Origin of the sequence: Acinetobacter sp. YH12106 (assembly GCF_013418995.1) — a bacterium.
In the GTDB taxonomy this organism is placed as follows: Bacteria; Pseudomonadota; Gammaproteobacteria; order Pseudomonadales; family Moraxellaceae; genus Acinetobacter; species Acinetobacter pseudolwoffii.
The window spans coordinates 76,675-95,523 of record NZ_VPAV01000006.1 but is presented as its reverse complement, the minus strand read 5'-3'; the positions used below and the strand labels follow the sequence as shown (position 1 = coordinate 95,523).

Genomic DNA, 18,849 nt, shown 5'->3' with positions numbered 1-18,849 from the left:
TTGGAATATTATGAATGTAAATTGTCGACTACCCAGGTATCTTTAATACCGCCACCCTGTGATGAATTCACCACCAGTGAACCGGGCTGCATCGCTACACGTGTCAAGCCACCCTGCACAATTTCAGTACGGTAAGGCGAGCTTAAGACAAATGGGCGCAAGTCAATATGACGTTCAGCAATACCAAAATTGGTCAAAGTCGGACTAACCGATAAGTCCAAAGTTGGCTGCGCAATATACAAATGCGGCGCAGCTAAAATTTTCTCCCTGAAAAATTCAATTTGCTGTTTCGAAGCCTGTGGCCCAATCAGCATGCCATAACCACCCGAACCCTGAGCTTCTTTTACCACCAGCTGGTCCAGATAGGCCAAAACATAGCTTAAATCTTGCTGATTACGACATTGATACGTCGGAACATTTTTTAGTATTGGCTGTTCACCCAAATAAAAATGAATCATTTTATCGACATATGGATAAATCGATTTGTCATCTGCGACACCTGTACCCGGTGCGTTGGCAATCAGGACATTATTTTGTAAATAAGCTGACATTAAGCCAGGTACACCCAGGGTACTCTCCGGTTTAAAGCATAATGGATCGAGATAAGCATCATCGACCCGTCTATAAATAACATCGACTCTTTGGCGACCACGTATAGTTTTTACATAAACCTTCGAGTCATCAACAAAAAGATCACGTGATGTTACCAACGGTACATTCATTTCTCTTGCGAGAAAGGCGTGCTCATAGTAAGCACTATTAAAACGCCCTGGCGTCAGCACTACGACAAAGGGTTTGTCGACATGGGCATTTTCGATCAGGATTTCTTTTAAAAGCTGGGGGTATTGCTCAATTCCAGCAATCTTGGACTGTTCAAATATTTTCGGCATCAGCTTTTGGCTAATCTTACGGCATTCCAGCATATAAGAGACACCCGATGGCGTTCTAAGATTGTCCTCCAAGACATAAAATTTGCCCTTGGAATCACGTATTACATCAATGCCACTAATCTGGCTATAAATCCTGCCTTTCAGGCTATGTTGATACATATGCGGCTGATAAGCCTCATGCGTCAAAATCTGGAGTTCAGGAATGATATTGGCTTTTAAAATATCCTGTTGATGATAAATGTCATGTAAAAACAGATTCAGTGCGCGCACGCGTTGTGCCGACCCCAGAGCCACTATATTCCACTGTTTGCGGTCAATCACTCGTGGAATGATATCGAAAGGAATGCTTCGCTCTACCCCCTCTTTATCTTCGTAAACCGTAAAGCTAATGCCATGATGTAAAAAATGTTCTTTTGCCACCTGATTCAGAGCATTCAATTCATCCAGCGTGTGTTGGGATAACCATTCTTCCAGTCTTTGACTTGCCTGACTGGACATGACTTGCTCATCCTGCATTTCATTAAAGAATTTTGAAGACAACTGTTGAAATAAAAGTTGTGGATTTGCTGTAGTCGATACCGTTGCTGTTTTAGCCTCTATAAAATTTTTCCCAAGATTTTGGGAACTAAAATTATCAATTTTTTCAATTACATTTGTATCCCGATTTCCTTTAAGCATACAAACCTCGTCTTATCATCTATTATAATTAAATCAAAGCAATATCCATGCCATTGAACCTATATTGCGACTACCATTAATCTAATAAATGCGCCCTGAACTCAATGCCATTTCTTACCAAGTTGTTTTTAGTTTGTAGGACAATTGTTGCGCAGAAAGACTTGCGAAAAAATGAGAGTTTTTTTATTGTGTTAGTCTAAGCCTAAATCCCATCCTCTTTATCGCCAGCAAAATAAATTATGTCAGCACAAGAAAAAGAAACCTCGAATAGCCTGTATCGCCAATGGCAAATCTTGTCGCGTCTTTCTACCGGCAAATGGATGGGAACACGTGAATTACAGGAAATCTTGAATCGCGAAGGAATTGATATCAGCCTGCGTACCATTCAGCGTGACCTGAACCAGATTGCGCAGCGCTTTCCAATCGAAAGCAGCAAGACCACACCACAAGGCTGGCGTTGGCGCTCAGATGCACCGCTGCAAAGCTTGCCGCATATGACCAGCTCACAGGCGGTCACCTTTATGATGGTCGAAGAACATTTAAAACATTTGCTGCCACCGAGCCTGATCGAAGAAATGAATCCCTGGTTTGATCTGGCACGCCGCAGTCTGTCCTCGCAAAACAATGTCCGCCAATGGATTAATCGGGTACGGATTGTGCCAGCCACCCAACCGCTCATTCCACCTTTCGTGGATAAGACTGCACAGCAGGCGGTATATGAAGGCTTGTTGCAGGACAAACAGCTGGAATGTGTCTATCAGGGCCGCGGTCACAACAGCGAAGAAAAGACTTATATCCTCAATCCACTGGCTTTGGTGCAAAAAGGCTCCATCATTTATCTGGTCTGTACCCGTCATGACAAATCTGATATTCAGACCTTTGCCCTGCACCGTTTTAAATCGGCAGTAGTTCTCAATTCACGTGCCCTGCATCCGGTGAATTTTGATATTGATGACTATATCGATTCTGGTGCATTGGGCTTCCGGGTGGATTTCAATCACCCTACTGAAAATGTCATGCTAAAACTGAGCATGTCGGAATCGGATGCACATTATTTTGAGGAAAGTCAGCTCAGTAAAGATCAGAAGATTGAAAAACTGGACAATGGTATGTCGCTGATTAGTGCAACGGTTCCTTTTACTTCACAACTGGTGTGGTGGCTGCGCAGCTTTGGTAAAAAGATTAAACATATTGAACCCAGTATGGTGTCCAATGCAGTTAGCCAGATGGATGAGGAAAACCCTTAACCAAATGGATTTCATTCAGCTTTAATAATTCCAGAATAAAAAAATCCCCAGATTGGGGATTGGAGAATTATGCTTGTATTTTTATGATTGTTCTGGTGGTCTACCGCTGTACCAACCTGCTTTTCTCTAATACCCCGAAATGCAGATTGGATGAAACCTCAATATTTAAATAGAACTGAGACATGAGCAAGCCAGTTCGGCATTATTAAAGCGAATGGATTTTTTTGTCATGGTTTATAACTCCTGTATGGGTGATAAATCGACTATAAAAGCATTCACTCTGCCTGTGAAATAAATAGAATATATGTGCTTTGCATATTTTTTCTATAGGAATTTTTCCGCAAAATTTATCTGCAATTGCTACTGATTGCTTGCCTGTCTGGGTATGATTTTTGGCAAGTTTATAAAATTGAATAACAATTCTATGCTTGCATAAGATACCTGGCTCTGCACATCATAAAGCCCTATAGAAGTAGAAATAGGGACTTAATTTTACAATGGCTAACCCTGCTCAATTAGTACGGCACAAGCTGCTCAATACTTTCTTTTCTCGCCATTCAGTCTGGTTTGCCTGCATTCTGATTGCAGTGATTTTTACCACATTCCATATCGGTTATTCGCCGCGTTATATCTATTATTTTATGCCGCAAACTTTGGTGAATACCCTGTGGATTCTGAGTATACTCCTGAGCCTGTTGGGTTTGTATGATGTACTGCAAAACAAGCATTCTATTCTGAAAAACTACCCCATCATGGGACATTTCCGCTTTATCTTCGAAGAATTTCGTCCGGAGATTCGTCAATATTTTATTGAAGCCGACCGCGATGCACTGCCCTTTTCCCGTATGCAACGTAGTCTGGTGTACCAGCGGGCGAAAAATGAAAATTCAGATAAACCTTTCGGTTCAATTCTCAATGTCTATGAAGACAATTATAGATTTGTCAGTCACTCTTTGACGCCATGTAAGGTGGCCGATCCACAAACTTTCCGTATCCTGATCGGCAATGAGCAATGTACACAGCCCTTCTCTGCTTCCATTTTAAATATTTCAGCCATGAGCTTTGGCAGTATGAGTGCCAATGCAATCCGTGCGCTGAATCTCGGCGCTCAAAAAGGTGATTTTTTCCATGATACCGGTGAAGGCAGTATCAGCCCCTATCATCTTGAATATGGGGGCGATCTGGTCTGGGAAATTGGCAGTGGTTATTTTGGCTGCCGTACCTTAGATGGACAGTTTGATCCGGAACGCTTTGCGGCACAAGCCAAATTACCGCAAGTAAAAATGATTGAAATCAAGTTATCACAAGGGGCTAAACCCGGACATGGCGGTATTTTACCTAAAAGTAAGATCTCGGAAGAAATTGCCCAAATCCGGGGCATCAGCCGTGAACATGATTGCGTATCACCCTCTAGTCATCCCGCCTTTAGCACCCCGATTGAAATGATGAATTTCATCCAACGATTACGTGAACTTTCCAACGGAAAACCGGTCGGATTCAAGCTATGTCTGGGGCAGCCCTGGCAGTTTATGAGTATGGTCAAAGCCATGCTGCACACCCAGATTTATCCCGATTTCATCGTCGTCGATGGCTCTGAAGGTGGAACGGGCGCTGCACCCATTGAGTTAATCGACTTTGTCGGTGCACCCCTAAGAGAAGGTTTACTATTTGTGCATAATACCCTTGTTGGTGCAGGTTTAAGAGATAAAATCAAAATTGGTGCAAGTGGTAAAATTATTAGTGCATTTGATATTGCCAGCACGCTCGCGATTGGGGCAGATTGGGTGAATTCGGCACGTGGTTTTATGTTTGCCGTCGGCTGTATTCAGGCTCAAAGCTGTCATACCAACCAGTGTCCTGTCGGTGTCACCACACAGGATAAAGATCGTCAAAAGGCCTTACATGTGCCCACCAAAGCAGAGCGCGTATTTCATTATCATAAAAACACCTTACACGCCTTGTCTGAACTGATTGCTTCTGCAGGCCTGAAACACCCTTCGGCGATTAAGGCACATCACTTGGCACAACGTGTGAATAATCACGAAATAAAGAACTTTGCGCAGATTCATTTTTGGTTGAAAGAGGGAGAATTATTATCCTGTGAAAATAAGGATGAGGAGAACTTCTACTTCCGGATGTGGAACCTGGCTAAACTGGATAAATTTTAACTCAATACAGTTAAATTAGAAAAGGCGTTTAATCAAACGCCTTTTTTCACATTGAATTGTAGATCAATAATAGGTTTTACTGCCCTGTGCATGTAGAAAAGCAGGAATCAAGCCGGTCAATGCAGCACGAATATCCGCGCGTTCATTGATCAGTTGATGCGAACCTTCTTCCAGCATCAGTAAGGTCTGGAGACGGAATTTACGTCGGATAAATTCGATATTATAGCGCCAGTCTACGGTCTGATCCTGTGCACCCTGTGCCAGCCAGACCGGAATACGACAGGCCGGACGCGCTTCCATTTCCAGCATCCAGCGCGACATCGCCAGAATCCAGTCCATACCCATCATCCGCGGCTGTAACGGATCTTTAAGCCGGATAAAACGCAGAAACTCCGGATTATGGTTATTGCGTCTGAAATGCCGGGGAACTTCACGCTTGATCCGGCTAATAATGCCCAGCCCGACCGAGTTATGCCACCAGGCTGTTTTCGCAGGACGAATCAGCGGCGATAACAGCAAAACCCGTTCTACAAAAGGATTTTCGCGGCGCTGTGCAAATTCGAGTAAGTGATGCATCCAGATTGCACCACCGGTACTCTGTCCAATTCCCACCCAAGGTTTGGGCAATTGCGAGGCAAGTTGTACATAGCGATGTACGGCATGCAAAACCTGCTGATAATGATCAAAATTCTGAATGCTGGCAGGTGAACCATCACTCAGACCATGTCCGGGCAGGTCATAGGTCAATACACTAAAACCTTGCTCCAGCAGCTCTTTGACAATCGGCTGATAAATCCCGCTATGTTCCAGATAACCATGCAGCAAGAAAGCAGTGCCCTGAATCTTGTCAAAGCGGGTATTTTCCAGGTTTGGTTCAAATACCTGTACATGTAATTTAAACAATGGCATCTGTACGTAGCCTTGCCAGTGTTTGCAGTCCAATAAATCAAAGCCATACAGCTTGCGATAGGATTGCAGATCAATTGGCGGCTCATCACTACGATTCAGGTTTAACGGCGGCAAGAGTTGTGGCGTTATATCCCGGCTTGGGATGGGTAAATCAAGTTGCTTCAGGATCGTGGGATTTAAAAATGGGATATCAGACATTATGGCACCTCCCGACAGTCACTAGATCCAAACCACATATCGCGCATGGTCGCCAACATTTCATAATTGGCACGACGACTATGATCATAATTTTGCGCACTTGGACGCCATCGTGTCAAAGGCTTCGGCATCGGTGCCTCTACCGGAATGGTTTGTATGCCATTTAAAGCAAATAAACGGCGGGTCCGTGGCATATGATAACGATCCGTAATCAGAATCACAGTCGGTGCTCCACCTTTCTTTTGTAATAATAATGAACTGAAACGGGTATTTTCACAGGTATTCATGCTGCGATCTTCCAGCAATTTGGCATCAACATCGTGGTTTTTCAACCAGCGCTGCATATACGGCGCTTCTACACCACTCAGCACAATCGGTAACTGATAATGTTTTTCTACCGCCAGCGTGGTTTCCAGACGTAAACGCGTATAGTGATTGACCACAATCTCTTCACCTTTCTCATCTAGCGTTAAACCGCCACCCAACACCACAATGGCATAAGGCTGGGAGCTATTCGCCGGTTTCACTTGTTGCTGATCTTGTAGTAAAGCCAGGTCCTGCTGAATTTCCTCTTCGGCGGTTTCTTGTACCGAGCTGGCCTCTTCTTGTTCTATAGGATGCGTACTCAGGAACTCAATATATTGTTCAATACGTTCTTTGTTTTCATTGCTGTCCCATTCCAGCAACTTCCGAACATTTGCAGTCGGATCAACCGGCTCTGTCGGTACTTGTGAATATAATAATGGGACTTGAGCTGGCGGACTTTGCTCTGCCTTTTGACTTTGCTGCTCACGCTGATGTTCTTCAATGACCTGTTGCAGCGCTTTATAACGTGCCTGAATCAGAATCAGGTTGGCAGAATTGTTTTGTTGGATATCCTTTTCCATGACCTTTAAATATGCCTGACGGGCAATCCATAAATCGGAGCCAGGTTCCAGATTTTCATGCTCGCTCAATGCTGCCATTTTCTGGCTTTGCGCTGCTACTTCATTAAGTTCTAAAGATACAAACTGGTTTAAGCCCTTGACGATCATTTGCGAGTAAAAAGGGGTATAAACCAACACCAGTAGACAGCCGAATAGTACAAACAGTCCAGTGACCACTTGTAGCAAACGTACCATCCAATGGGTTTTATTCATATCATTTTTCATCCTGATGAGAACGGATCAATCCATTTTGGTCAAACAATACAGGTTCTGGTTCCAGCAGCAGCTTGAATTTTTCCCAGACCGACTGCTGTACTGCACGATAAGTTTTACGCACATCGGTAAGAGAGGCCTGACCATAATTCACCAAGACCAGCGCCTGTTTATGAAACATGCCGACAGACCCCAACTGTTTGCCCTTCCAGCCAGCCTGATCAATCAGCCAGCCTGCCGCCAGTTTAACTTGAGTATTGGCTTGCTGGTAATGGGGTAAATTCGGGAAAGATGCCGCAATCTGGTCAAAGACCGGCTGATCTACCAGCGGATTTTTAAAAAAACTCCCCACATTGGGAAATTCTTGCGGATCAGGTAATTTGCTTTGACGGATCTGAATCACTTGCTGTTGCAGGTTTTCTGCTGTAAGCGTATCACCGACGGCTGTCTTTAAGTCACCGTAATTCAGTTTCAAATCTGGCTGTTTCAGTAATTTAAAAGTCACATGGGTAATCACATAACGGTTTGGCTCATCTTTAAAAATACTATGTCGATAGGCAAACTGGCAATCTGCTGCGCTAATCGAGCCAAACTGTTTGAGCTGACGATCATAGACTGCAACCGAATCGATAAACTCGCCAACTTCGACGCCATAGGCGCCAATATTCTGTACCGGCGATGCACCAACACGCCCAGGAATCAGGGCCAGATTTTGTAAACCATACAGACCTTGTGCTGTAGTCCAGAGCACGAAGTCATGCCAGCCCTGCCCGCCGCCCACGCGTAAACGTTGCGACTGATCATCGCCATCCAGCATCTCAATGCCCTGAATATCGATATGCAAAACCAGTGCGTGAATCTGTTCAGGCAACAACATATTGCTGCCACCTGACAGAATCAGCACATTTAACTGTTGCTGTTCAGCAAAATCCAGTGCCGCCAGCAGATCATCGGTCGATTGAATATGGGCATAGTGTGAAGCAACGGCTTCTAAATTTAGGGTATTAAAGGGTTTAAGTTGAACCTGAGTTTGAATCTGCATTGCTTAAACCTTGTGTACATTCTGTTTGAAAATTTCAACCCATGCCTGACTGCTGGACTCACACTGATCGAGCACCCGTTCAAAACCATCCGCTTCGCCATAATAAGGATCGGGCAAGGCCTGTTGTGGATAATCCTGATCATGCTCACTCATCAATGCAACGCGTGCACGTAAATGACCGAACTCAGTTTCGGCCAGACGCTGTATATTCTGGATATTAGATAGGTTTTCCAGATCCATTGCCAGAATCAGATCATAATCAATAAAATCATGCGTGGTCAGCTGACGTGCGCGAAGCGTTGACAGATCATAGCCACGTTTCAGTGCATGCTGCTGGCTACGCAGGTCTGGGGCCTTGCCCGGATGATAATTACTGGTTCCAGCAGAATCGACCACAATATTCAGTTGCTGTTCATCACAATAATGTCTGAGTACCACCTCTGCCGTGGGAGAGCGGCAAATATTTCCCAAACAAACACATAACACCTTGTATGGCGTTCTGGATGACATAAACAACCTCAGAGCTACTTTATTTTAAGGATTCTTATGTTAAGTTATTTATATACTGATTCCTATCTCACAACCATAGAATAATCTCGTATTTGCAATAAAAAAATCAAGGATATCGCCATGAATCGTTTTCAGTTTCAAACCGTCCCCAATATCATTGCCGGACTAGGCACGATTCAGGAATTATTTAAAATTCTAAAAAATGGCCGTTATCAACGTCTTCTACTGGTGACTGACCCGGGTATGCTGAAGCAGCAATTACATCTGCCGATTCTGGATATTATTGAATCTGCCGGTCTGGATTATGTGATTTACTCAGATGTTCAGGCTGACCCGCCCGATAACATAGTGCTTGAAGCAGCAGCTTTTGCAAAGCAGGAAAAGATTGATGTGGTGCTAGGCTTTGGTGGTGGCAGCTCGATGGATGTGGCCAAGCTGATTGCGATTTTGGCGCATCCTGAGCAGCATCAGACGCTTTCCGATCTGTATGGCGTCGATAATGCCACCGGGCCACGTTTAGCTCTAATTCTGGTTCCCACCACAGCCGGAACGGGCTCCGAAGTCACACCAATTTCGATTGTTACTACAGGTGAAACCACCAAAAGCGGCATTGTCGCGCCTATTCTCTATGCCGATATTGCTATTCTGGATGCGACTTTCACTCGGAATTTGCCGGCACAGATTACCGCTGCCACCGGAATCGATGCCATGGTACATGCCATTGAAGCCTATACCTCAAAACACAAGAAAAATCCTTATTCGGATATGCTGGCCAAACAGGCTTTAAGATTATTGAATGCCAATTTGCAACGTGTTCTGCAAGATGGTCATGATCTAGATGCCCGTCAAAATATGCTGGTCGGTTCCATGCTGGCCGGACAAGCCTTTGCCAACGCACCGGTTGCCGCCGTGCATGCGCTGGCTTATCCACTCGGTGGGCATTTTCATCTGTCGCATGGACATAGCAATGCTTTGGTGCTGACCGAAGTCTTAAAATTTAATGCACCTGTAGCCAAACAGCTCTATGCCGAATTGATGACCTGGTTAGATCCCCACAGTAAAGGTTGTCATGATGGACTGACCGATCTGTTTATTGATCATTTTAATAATCATCTGATACAGAGCGGCTTAACCTTAAAATTAAAGCAGTTAAATGTACCAGAACAGATGTTGATGGTTATGGCAGAAGATGCCATGCAACAAAGCCGGCTGTTGCAGAACAATCCACGCGAACTCAAGTTGGATGACGCTTACCAGATTTACCAGGCGATTTATGCCTAAATCTATTTCCACACTAAGCCTTGTCTAGCTGAGAGCGAATCCTGATGAAAGCCACGATCAAACAACGCGAACACTATGCCTTTTTCTTGCCCATTCAGACCCGCTGGGCAGACAATGACCTGTATGGCCACGTCAACAATGTGACTTATTACAGTTATTTTGACACCGCAGCCAATGCCCTGCTGATTCAGGAAGCGGCCTTTGATCCGAAATACTCTCCGATGATTGGGCTGGTGGTCAGCTCCAACTGCCAGTTTAATCAGGAACTGTCTTATCCGGAAATTATTGAAGTGGGCGTGGCCATTGAAAGCATGGGAAATTCATCACTGAGCTACGATCTGGCCATTTTTAAACGCAATTCGGATACAGCTGCAGCTCAGGGTAATTTTGTTCATGTATTTGTCGATCGTGAGACACGAAAAAGCACCCCGATTTCAGCCGAAATGCGGGATGCCTTATCTCGATTTGTTGTGCCTTAAAATCCAGTCTATTTCAGCTGAATATTTTGCAATTCACCATCGAACTGCTGCAACAGGTCACGTACCGCAGGTTCAGCCTGTAACAGCTCTTCAGCGCGTTTAAAGGCACGAGCCTTCCGCTGATGCTGCATGGTATAGGGTGTTAGCTGGTCCACACTTTCAAATTTCACCTGGAAATGAGTTTGCGGCCACTGCTGTTGTAAAGCAGCTTCCAGAGTATGTTGCAGTTGTGTCAAAAGTTGCTGGTATTGCTCAGGGATATGAAAAACGGATTGGCCATTAATCTGTCCGCTCATGACACCATACTGTGCCAGTTCCTGCACTGCTGGAGAAAGCTGGCTGTTACGGAACCAGTATTCCCATTTTTCGACGCTCCACTCACCCTCTAACATTTGCTCAGGGATTTTTAAAATATCCTGTGGCATCAGATTCTGCGTATTTAAATCTTGGGAAATGTCATCCGGTAGCGCAGTCTGAATCGGAGCGACTTCTTCAATCACAGGCTGAGCAATCGTTTCCTGTGAAAGTTCCAATTCCGGTGAGGCAAGACTAAATTCCTCATCAGCAGATATTTCTTGTGCTGCTTCGACATGAGTAACAGCATCTACAGGAATAAACTCTTCAAGCAGGAAATCATCCGAGCTGCTGCTTGTCGCCGGTGCTTCTACGCTACTCTCGATTTCATCAAAACCAAACAGGCCTTTGTCGTCATTTGGATCAAAAACGATCTGATCACTAGACTGTACTTCCTCAATCGCTGTCTGAATTACTCCCTGTTGAACAGGCTCAGGTGCATGATCATTAGTGGACTTTTCTTCATGGAGAAAATCATCTGAAGATGGTTCAGGCATTGATGGCGTATAAGCTTCCTCATCCGTCTCATCGTCCAGAGAGAAATCATCAAACACTGGTTCCGCTTCAAATGTTTTTGCTGTGACTGTTTCAGACTGCAATTGTGTCTGAACGGGCTGTTGTAGACGTGTAGGAGAAGCTGCTATTGGTTGAGTTGCGGCTTCATGAACGACTGGAACCTCGCTTGGCTGTAAGGGTCGGAATGCCAATAAGCGTAGCACCGTCATCTCAAAACCTTGTTCCTGAGTCACAGCCAACTGTAAATCAGCGCGTCCCTTACAAGCAACTTGATAATACAGTTGTAAATCCTGAGCCGAAATCAGACCGGATAATTGCATGATCTTTTGATTGATTTCAGCACTATATTTCAGACTTAAATCAGGCAGATATTGTAATAAAGCCAGTTCATGCAAAGTCGAAATTAACTGATCTAAAACCAGTGACACATCCAAAGCCTGCTGACGGAATTGCAGCAACAACTGACTGACCTGTGCTTTCTGGTTCTGGTGAATCGCCAGAATCAGATCATAAATAATGGTCCGGTCAATCAAGCCCAGCATGTCTTTGACATCCTGATGCTGAATCGCACCCTGACCATAGGCAATCGCCTGATCGGTCAGAGACAAGGCATCACGCAAAGAACCTTGAGCAGATTCGGCAATTTGCCAGATGGCATCCTGATCCGACTGAATACTTTCTTGGCCTAAAATCTGGGCCAGATGCTCGGTAATTTCATCAACAGCCAATGGGCGCAAAGTAAACTGCAAACAGCGTGAAATTACGGTAATTGGCAGCTTTTGTGGGTCGGTCGTAGCAAACAGGAACTTGACGTGCGCAGGTGGCTCTTCCAGAGTCTTTAATAAAGCATTGAAAGAATGCGTGGACAGCATGTGCACTTCATCAATCAGGTAAACTTTAAAACGACCTTGAGTCGGTGCATAAGGCACATTGTCGAGCAGCTCGCGAGTATCTTCAACCTTGGTGCGTGAGGCCGCATCGATTTCGATCAAATCGATAAAGCGTCCTTCGTTGACGGCGCTACAAGTCGCACAGACTTCACACGGTGTCGAGGTGATACCGGTCTCACAGTTCAAGCACTTCGCCAAAATACGTGCAATCGTGGTTTTTCCGACACCACGCGTTCCTGTAAACAAATAGGCATGGTGCAAACGGCCACGTTCGAGCGCGCTGGTTAAAGCACGTGAAACATGGTTTTGCCCCACCAATTCATTAAAATTACGAGGACGGTATTTTCGCGCAAGTACTTGATACATGTATGCTCCTTTTTACAGGTCTAAGCATACTGTTTTTTTAGTAAATAGTGAAATGAATGCCGGTTTATAAACAATAAAAATCCCTTGATCAAAATCATTGAAAAAGGGATATAAAACATATATTTTCTTAAAATCAGACCGATTCAAACAGGATAAAGTCACTTTGCATCTGGTAGCGTTTGCCTGTTTGATCTTCACGAATTTCCAGAACCTGCTTTTTCAGATCCACATAAACCAGATTGCGGGTATCGACATTCAGCAGTTCAATCTTTTGTTGCGTATCATCCTGAAAACGAATCGGCCCAGTAATGGTTTCAATCGGGTTATGCCCACTCAAGCTTTCACGTGATAACGTAAAAGTCCGATCATCATGCAAGCTCAAAGCAACAGCCATACCCGGACAATCGTCACAACTTGAAAAACATCCCATACAGGGTGTGGTGCCCTGATAATTCCCGACCCAGGCAGGAATCTGAGCTTTAGCCTCAATAGCAGTATTTGCCGTCGATTGGTTTTGATCCTGGCAGCCAAACAAGGCACTGCTTGCGACCAGAGGAATCATCAGCACTTTTTTCATCACTTCATACCACAGACTGGGAGTCACGCCAAAATAACATATTTTAAGGACTTTACTAAACTCCCCAATCAGGGATATTTAGCGCCAACCTTTACGTCCAGTCAGGACGGCATCAGCACAGCGTAAGGTTTCCTGTGTCAAACCCCACAGACGATAATCTCCGGTCAATGAACCTGTCGGGAAATTATGGGTATAGGCAAAACTTAAATTACGCTCAGGGTCACACCAGGCTCCCGAACCATTAAAGCCCATATGACCAAAACCTTGCGAAGCTTTACCTAAAGTAAGCACCCGATGATAACCCAATCGCCAGTGCATCGGCAAAGGCATGACTCGATCGCGTTTTTTGCATTGAATCTGACTGAGACGCTGAAAAACTTCAGGCGAGATCAATTGCTGTCCTTGCCATTCGCCGCGGTTGGCCAGCATGGCATAAATTTTTGCCAGACTCTCTGCGGTAAATACTCCATTGGCGGATGGAATGATTGCTTGCAGGCCTTGCTCACTAAAGAAACTGAAATTCCTCATTCCTTTGGGAATCATCGCATCCTGAAAATCCTGCGGATCTTGTCCACTCCAAATCAAAGCCCGCTCCATCAGATTCGGTTTTCTTGATCCTGTTTTTTTCGCAGGCTGCGATTGAGACTTGGCTGCTTTAGCTTTAAAAATCGGCAGTGCTACCCGAGCTAATTCATTGGTCGGCACACTGAAATAAGCACCATTCAACATCAAAGGCTGAACCAGATATGCCTGCATCAGTTCAGTTAAAGTTTTAGCTGTCGCTTTTTCTAATGCACCACCGACCTGCCAGCCAAAGGTCAGCGGTTGATAGGCCGCATCTGTTGCAACTTGAAAACGTGGTTCAGCCGCGGCAATTCGGTCTAGCATCTGCGGCCAGTCGGCCATTTCAGTGGCGTCGGCAATGATATTACGGATATCAAACAATCCGCTTTGATGACTCAGCATATGCGCCAGAGTAATATTTTCTTTACCGTTTTGCGCAAATTCAGGCCAATATTCTGCAACAGGCTGGTCATAATCAACCAGGCCCTGACTGGCCAGAATATGTGCCAGTGTCGCCAGCACACCTTTCCCCGTCGAATAACACAGCGACATGGTATCGGTTTGCCAAGCCTCAGATTCCGATTTTTTCCCGGTATAAATATCGACGACTTTTTGTCCCTGAAAATAGACAACAAGTGCCGCACCACCCTGCTCTGTGCGAGCATGCTGTAGGCGACTAAACTGACGGGCAAGGTCACGGAAATTTTCATTTACCGTTCCTTGGTAATGGGCTGTATCCGCAAATAAATAATCTTTGAGTGGCTGCATCATTCTATCCATAGAATATTGATTTCTTAAAAACAAAAAAGCCTAAATCAGGTTCAGGCTTTTATCGTACTTTAAATTGCGGTCACAGTTCCTGTGACATGCGGCTTCTGATTTTTGCTATTACGAATCAGGATTTCCGTATCATTAGCTGCTTTCGCGGTTAAGAATTGCACTTTGGAAGGCAGATATAAGGGCAGTTTAAACCAGACATCTGCTTCATAGGCATCGGGCAATACCAGGCTGGACAAAGCTTTAGCCTTGGTCCACATACCATGCGCAATCGCCTGTTTAAATCCGAATGCCTTAGCCATTAGGGCATGAATATGAATCAGGTTAAAGTCGCCGGATGTCATGGCATAACGGCGACCCGTATTTTCTAGAATTTCCCATTCAGCATTCAGCTCATAATCGGGTGTCTTGTTTTCGACGATTTTGGCTGCAGCTTTGCCTTTACTCTTTTGACGGGACAGATAAGTGGTCAAGGCTTCCACCACCACTTCATCACCGACTTTTACTGTGGTGATGAAATCAAACTGTACACCTTTATCATGCGGCTGCAATTCACCAAACTTGCAAGACAATGTGAGAGATTCATTGACTCCGATTTTACGATACTGTTTGACCTGATTGCGGATATGCACCAGACCGAGAACCGGAAAAGGAAAAGCTTCAGCCGTCATCATATGCATTTGCAGGCTTTGTGAAAGAACTGTTAGATAAATGGCTGGAATATAGCCATTATTTTTAAAACCACAAACTTCATTATAGGCTTTCAGATGCTTTTGATCGACCTTGAATGAATCCACCACATATTCAACTTGCGGTAGAACTTTTTCAGCTTTTGGCTTTTTAAAAATCAAGCCCTGAATCACTTTTGGATAGGCTAAATAAGGTTTTGGAAGTTGACTAAAATGGCGAGTATTCATACTGAACCTTTGGAATATTTATCTTTATGACGTCCTTCTTTTTAAAAGAAGGAAGAATATCTTTTTAAATAAATCCCTCCCAACCTCCCTTTAACAAAGGGAGGAGTAGTCCCCTCTTTTGCAAAGAGGGATTTAGGGGGATTCTAAATTAAGCCCCTAACAGGCTCTGACCACACACACGCACCACATTGCCATTCAAACCTGAAGAGGCAGTCGAGGCAAACATCGCAATCGCTTCTGCCACATCAACAGGATGACCACCCTGACTCATGGAATTCATACGGCGTCCAGCTTCACGGATGGCAAATGGAATTGCTGCTGTCATTTGCGTTTCAATAAAACCCGGTGCCACAGCATTAATGGTTATACCATTTTTTAATGTCGGTGCTGTGAATTTCACCACACCAATCACACCTGCTTTAGAGGCTGCATAGTTGGTTTGACCCAGATTACCTGCAATACCTGAAATAGAAGATACACAGATAATACGGCCATTTGCATTTAGACCATCGTTGCAGAGCAAGTAATCATTGACGCGTTCAATTGCTGACAGGTTGATGTTAATGACCAGATCCCAAAGCTCAGGCTTCATATTGGCCAAAGTCTTGTCGCGGGTAATCCCGGCATTATGCACGATAATATCCAGACCACCCTGCGCCGCTGCCGCCTGTTTGATTTTCTCACCCGCATCGGCTGCAGTAATGTCAATCGCTAGTGTAGAGCCGCCAATTTCACCAGCGACACGATCCAGATCCGCCTGCTGTTGTGGGACATCCAGACAAATCACATGTGCGCCATCACGTGCCAGCACATGAGCAATCGCCTCACCAATACCACGGCTTGCTCCAGTTACTACTGCCGTTTTTCCTGCCAGTGGCTTACTCCAGTCCAAGTCTACTTGTGCTGCTGCCGATACACGAACAACCTGACCCGACACATAGGCAGAGCGTGGAGAAATTGCAAAACGTAGCACAGACTCAAGATTGGCTTCGGCACCTGCATCGACATAAATCAGGTTGGCTGCAATACCCTTTTTAAATTCTTTGCCCACAGATTTGACAAAACCTTCGAGCGCACGTTGTGCAATGGCCTGACTCACAGATTTTGCAGATTCAGGTGTTGTGCCGATCACGACCACACGACCAGAACTTTGAATCTGACGCGCAATCGGATTAAAGAATTCATAAAGTGATTTTAGTTGCTCTGAATTTTCAATACCAGAAGCATCAAAAATAACCACTTTAAACCTGGATTCTTTATCGCCAGTATTAAATGCATTCAGGTTCAGACCCGATTTCGCCGCTGCCTGTTGCAGTTCCGCATTATTGCCTGCATAGCTATTGGCATGAATATTGGCCAGTACCTGGGCAATAGAACCGGTCAATACACTCGCAGGTGCAGCACCGAATAACACAGCGCCTTTTACCACTGGCGTTGCAGACTCGAAACGGTCTAGGGAAATTGGGGATGGCAAGCCCAGATTTTTAATGACAAATTTACCAATAGGAGATTTTGCGAAAGTTTGGTACTGATCAGTCATGTTTATTATCTCTCATACAAATTAATTTTTGATCGATCTAAAGTTATCCTTTAACTTCAATATAATGCCAGATACTTATATTGCAATAGATCTACCAGATTCTACCCAATCATACTTGAGATATCTGGCAGATGACTTGACCTGAGCGCAGTCTGCAATGTCATTGTAGTCAATACAGCATATACTCATCTATGCTAATGTAAGCCACAAGAAGACGATCAATTTGCTTGGAAAAGCCTTATGAGCAAAACAACTCAAGAAAATCCAGCAGTCGAGAATTCCGCATCTCCAGCTGTGTCAAAATCATCAACGCGTGCTAAGCGTAGCACTAAAAACACGGATACAGCCGCTGCTGCAGCTAAAAGTCCGGCTAAAACTCCGCGTACCCGTCGTACAGCGAGCAGTAGCAGTCAGACGACATCAACTCAAACAGATTCAGTTTCAAAAACACAGCCTTCTGTTCAACAGGATAATAATATGAGCCAAAACACAGTTCGCCGCGTTGCTATTCTTGGTGGCAACCGTATTCCATTTGCACGTTCGAATGGTGCCTATTTTACTGCCTCTAACTCGGACATGCTGACCGCAGCATTAAATGGTCTGGTAGAGCGCTTTAATCTGCAAGGTCAACGTGTCGGTGAAGTGGTTGCAGGTGCTGTCCTGAAGCATAGCCGTGACTTTAACCTGACTCGTGAATGTGTTCTGGATACGGCACTGGCACCAGAAACCCCAGCTTATGATATCCAGCAGGCGTGTGGTACGGGTTTACAAGCTGCATTTTTAGTGGCAAACAAGATTGCACTGGGCCAAATTGAAGTAGGAATCGCCGGTGGTGTAGATACCACCTCTGATGCGCCCATTGCATTGGGTGACGGCTTGCGTAAAGCGCTGCTTGAATTGAACATTGCCAAAACTGCCAAAGACCGTTTAAAAGCCTTGACCAAAATTAATGTCAAAGAATTGATGGACGCACCTAAAAATGGTGAGCCACGTACTGGCTTGTCTATGGGTGATCATCAGGCGATTACCACACTGGAATGGGGTATTTCCCGTGAAGCGCAAGATGAACTTGCTGCATCTTCACACCAGAAAATGGCAGCAGCTTATGAAGAAGGTTTCTTTGATGATCTGATCACGCCATTCCTGGGTTTAGAGCGTGACAATAACCTGCGTGCTGATTCTTCAGTCGAGAAACTGGCGAAGCTTAAACCTGCGTTTGGTAAGGGCGATGCGCGTACCATGACTGCGGGTAACTCTACCCCACTGACAGATGGTGCTTCTTGCGTTCTGCTAGCGTCTGAAGAATGGGCAAAAGCCAATGGTCATGAAGTTTTGGCTTATCTGACTTTTCAGGAAACTGCAGCAGTTGATTTCGTCGAGAAGAAAGAAGGTTTATTGATGGCACCTGCTTATGCTGTTCCTCGCATGCTGGAACGTGCGGGCCTAAAACTTCAGGACTTCGACTATTATGAAATTCATGAAGCATTTGCTTCTCAAGTGCTGTCTACTTTAAAGGCATGGGAAGATCCAGCATTCTGTAAAGAGCGTTTAGGTCTGGATGCGCCACTCGGTTCAATTGACCGTGTAAAACTGAACGTGAAAGGCTCATCCCTTGCAGCCGGTCATCCCTTTGCAGCAACTGGTGGTCGTATTATTGCGACGGCAGCCAAACTGATTGCTCAAAAAGGTTCAGGTCGTGTACTGGTATCGATCTGTGCTGCCGGTGGTCAGGGTGTTACAGCGATTATTGAAAAATAAGCTGCTACCTTGATTCAAAAAAGCTCCTCGATTGAGGAGCTTTTTTATA

15 protein-coding genes are annotated in these 18,849 nt (G+C 44.8%); 5 read left to right on the top strand and 10 right to left on the bottom strand.

All coding sequences use genetic code 11. The annotated features are described in order from the left end of the window. Window positions 1-8: 8 nt before the first annotated feature. Window positions 9-1,568, bottom strand: a complete 1,560-nt coding sequence (locus FTU45_RS07265; RefSeq protein WP_180076208.1) for a circularly permuted type 2 ATP-grasp protein — start codon at window positions 1,566-1,568, stop codon at window positions 9-11. Window positions 1,569-1,807: 239 nt separating this feature from the next. Between FTU45_RS07265 and FTU45_RS07260 the strand changes: the two genes are divergently transcribed. Beyond that, window positions 1,808-2,815 (top strand): YafY family protein, encoded by a 1,008-nt coding sequence (locus tag FTU45_RS07260; RefSeq protein WP_005097252.1) that lies wholly within the window; start codon window positions 1,808-1,810, stop codon window positions 2,813-2,815. A 497-nt stretch (window positions 2,816-3,312) separates the two neighbouring features. After that, complete coding sequence (locus FTU45_RS07255; protein ID WP_005097253.1) at window positions 3,313-4,983, top strand: FMN-binding glutamate synthase family protein; 1,671 nt, start codon at window positions 3,313-3,315, stop codon at window positions 4,981-4,983. Between the two features lie 63 nt (window positions 4,984-5,046). On the opposite strand, the gene FTU45_RS07250 is transcribed toward FTU45_RS07255, so the two are convergent. The 4 genes from FTU45_RS07250 to FTU45_RS07235 are packed head-to-tail and all read right to left on the bottom strand — an operon-like array spanning window position 5,047 to window position 8,781. Continuing rightward, window positions 5,047-6,090: an alpha/beta hydrolase gene (locus FTU45_RS07250; protein ID WP_005170484.1), complete on the bottom strand. Its 1,044-nt coding sequence runs from the start codon at window positions 6,088-6,090 to the stop codon at window positions 5,047-5,049. After that, a complete protein-coding gene (locus tag FTU45_RS07245; RefSeq protein ID WP_074383538.1) occupies window positions 6,090-7,229 on the bottom strand; it encodes a YdcF family protein in 1,140 nt (379 codons plus the stop codon). Before FTU45_RS07245 ends, FTU45_RS07250 begins: the two co-directional genes overlap by 1 nt. 1 nt (window position 7,230) lies before the next feature. After that, window positions 7,231-8,271 (bottom strand): UDP-N-acetylmuramate dehydrogenase, encoded by a 1,041-nt coding sequence (gene murB, locus FTU45_RS07240; RefSeq protein WP_180076207.1) that lies wholly within the window; start codon window positions 8,269-8,271, stop codon window positions 7,231-7,233. 3 nt (window positions 8,272-8,274) lie between these two features. Next, on the bottom strand, window positions 8,275-8,781 hold the full coding sequence (locus FTU45_RS07235) for a low molecular weight protein-tyrosine-phosphatase (RefSeq protein ID WP_005170478.1): 507 nt from the start codon (window positions 8,779-8,781) through the stop codon (window positions 8,275-8,277). A gap of 120 nt (window positions 8,782-8,901) precedes the next feature. On the opposite strand from FTU45_RS07235, the gene FTU45_RS07230 reads away from it, so the two are divergent. Beyond that, a complete protein-coding gene (locus FTU45_RS07230; RefSeq protein WP_180076206.1) occupies window positions 8,902-10,062 on the top strand; it encodes an iron-containing alcohol dehydrogenase in 1,161 nt (386 codons plus the stop codon). Between the two features lie 44 nt (window positions 10,063-10,106). Further along, entirely contained in the window at window positions 10,107-10,541 is a 435-nt protein-coding gene (locus tag FTU45_RS07225; protein WP_005170474.1) for a thioesterase family protein, read from the top strand. An 8-nt stretch (window positions 10,542-10,549) separates the two neighbouring features. Here FTU45_RS07225 and dnaX read toward each other — a convergent pair whose 3' ends face one another. The 5 genes from dnaX to FTU45_RS07200 form a co-directional block, all read right to left on the bottom strand. Next, window positions 10,550-12,667 carry a DNA polymerase III subunit gamma/tau gene (gene dnaX / locus FTU45_RS07220; protein WP_100355356.1) on the bottom strand — a complete coding sequence of 706 codons (2,118 nt, stop codon included), beginning with the start codon at window positions 12,665-12,667 and terminating at the stop codon, window positions 10,550-10,552. Window positions 12,668-12,800: 133 nt separating this feature from the next. After that, window positions 12,801-13,244: a copper resistance protein NlpE N-terminal domain-containing protein gene (locus tag FTU45_RS07215; protein ID WP_034608473.1), complete on the bottom strand. Its 444-nt coding sequence runs from the start codon at window positions 13,242-13,244 to the stop codon at window positions 12,801-12,803. Between the two features lie 78 nt (window positions 13,245-13,322). After that, window positions 13,323-14,588 (bottom strand): serine hydrolase, encoded by a 1,266-nt coding sequence (locus FTU45_RS07210; RefSeq protein WP_080633092.1) that lies wholly within the window; start codon window positions 14,586-14,588, stop codon window positions 13,323-13,325. 59 nt (window positions 14,589-14,647) lie between these two features. Further along, a complete protein-coding gene (locus tag FTU45_RS07205) occupies window positions 14,648-15,502 on the bottom strand; it encodes a MaoC/PaaZ C-terminal domain-containing protein (protein WP_180076205.1) in 855 nt (284 codons plus the stop codon). A gap of 148 nt (window positions 15,503-15,650) precedes the next feature. Then, window positions 15,651-17,042 carry a 3-oxoacyl-ACP reductase gene (locus FTU45_RS07200; protein ID WP_180076204.1) on the bottom strand — a complete coding sequence of 464 codons (1,392 nt, stop codon included), beginning with the start codon at window positions 17,040-17,042 and terminating at the stop codon, window positions 15,651-15,653. 240 nt (window positions 17,043-17,282) lie between these two features. Between FTU45_RS07200 and FTU45_RS07195 the strand changes: the two genes are divergently transcribed. After that, window positions 17,283-18,800 (top strand): acetyl-CoA C-acetyltransferase, encoded by a 1,518-nt coding sequence (locus FTU45_RS07195; RefSeq protein ID WP_159516011.1) that lies wholly within the window; start codon window positions 17,283-17,285, stop codon window positions 18,798-18,800. The last annotated feature ends 49 nt before the right edge of the window (window positions 18,801-18,849 follow it).

What these genes read in the sequence shown, in the direction of transcription:
- FTU45_RS07235 (WP_005170478.1), bottom strand. Translation starts at nt 8,781, where the DNA reads ATGTCATCCAGAACGCCATACAAGGTGTTATGTGTTTGTTTGGGAAAT.
- FTU45_RS07210 (WP_080633092.1), bottom strand. Translation starts at nt 14,588, where the DNA reads ATGGATAGAATGATGCAGCCACTCAAAGATTATTTATTTGCGGATACA.
- dnaX (WP_100355356.1), bottom strand. Translation starts at nt 12,667, where the DNA reads ATGTATCAAGTACTTGCGCGAAAATACCGTCCTCGTAATTTTAATGAA.
- FTU45_RS07255 (WP_005097253.1), top strand. Translation starts at nt 3,313, where the DNA reads ATGGCTAACCCTGCTCAATTAGTACGGCACAAGCTGCTCAATACTTTC.
- murB (WP_180076207.1), bottom strand. Translation starts at nt 8,271, where the DNA reads ATGCAGATTCAAACTCAGGTTCAACTTAAACCCTTTAATACCCTAAAT.
- FTU45_RS07200 (WP_180076204.1), bottom strand. Translation starts at nt 17,042, where the DNA reads ATGACTGATCAGTACCAAACTTTCGCAAAATCTCCTATTGGTAAATTT.
- FTU45_RS07245 (WP_074383538.1), bottom strand. Translation starts at nt 7,229, where the DNA reads ATGAATAAAACCCATTGGATGGTACGTTTGCTACAAGTGGTCACTGGA.
- FTU45_RS07265 (WP_180076208.1), bottom strand. Translation starts at nt 1,568, where the DNA reads ATGCTTAAAGGAAATCGGGATACAAATGTAATTGAAAAAATTGATAAT.
- FTU45_RS07225 (WP_005170474.1), top strand. Translation starts at nt 10,107, where the DNA reads ATGAAAGCCACGATCAAACAACGCGAACACTATGCCTTTTTCTTGCCC.
- FTU45_RS07205 (WP_180076205.1), bottom strand. Translation starts at nt 15,502, where the DNA reads ATGAATACTCGCCATTTTAGTCAACTTCCAAAACCTTATTTAGCCTAT.
- FTU45_RS07195 (WP_159516011.1), top strand. Translation starts at nt 17,283, where the DNA reads ATGAGCAAAACAACTCAAGAAAATCCAGCAGTCGAGAATTCCGCATCT.
- FTU45_RS07230 (WP_180076206.1), top strand. Translation starts at nt 8,902, where the DNA reads ATGAATCGTTTTCAGTTTCAAACCGTCCCCAATATCATTGCCGGACTA.
- FTU45_RS07250 (WP_005170484.1), bottom strand. Translation starts at nt 6,090, where the DNA reads ATGTCTGATATCCCATTTTTAAATCCCACGATCCTGAAGCAACTTGAT.
- FTU45_RS07260 (WP_005097252.1), top strand. Translation starts at nt 1,808, where the DNA reads ATGTCAGCACAAGAAAAAGAAACCTCGAATAGCCTGTATCGCCAATGG.
- FTU45_RS07215 (WP_034608473.1), bottom strand. Translation starts at nt 13,244, where the DNA reads ATGAAAAAAGTGCTGATGATTCCTCTGGTCGCAAGCAGTGCCTTGTTT.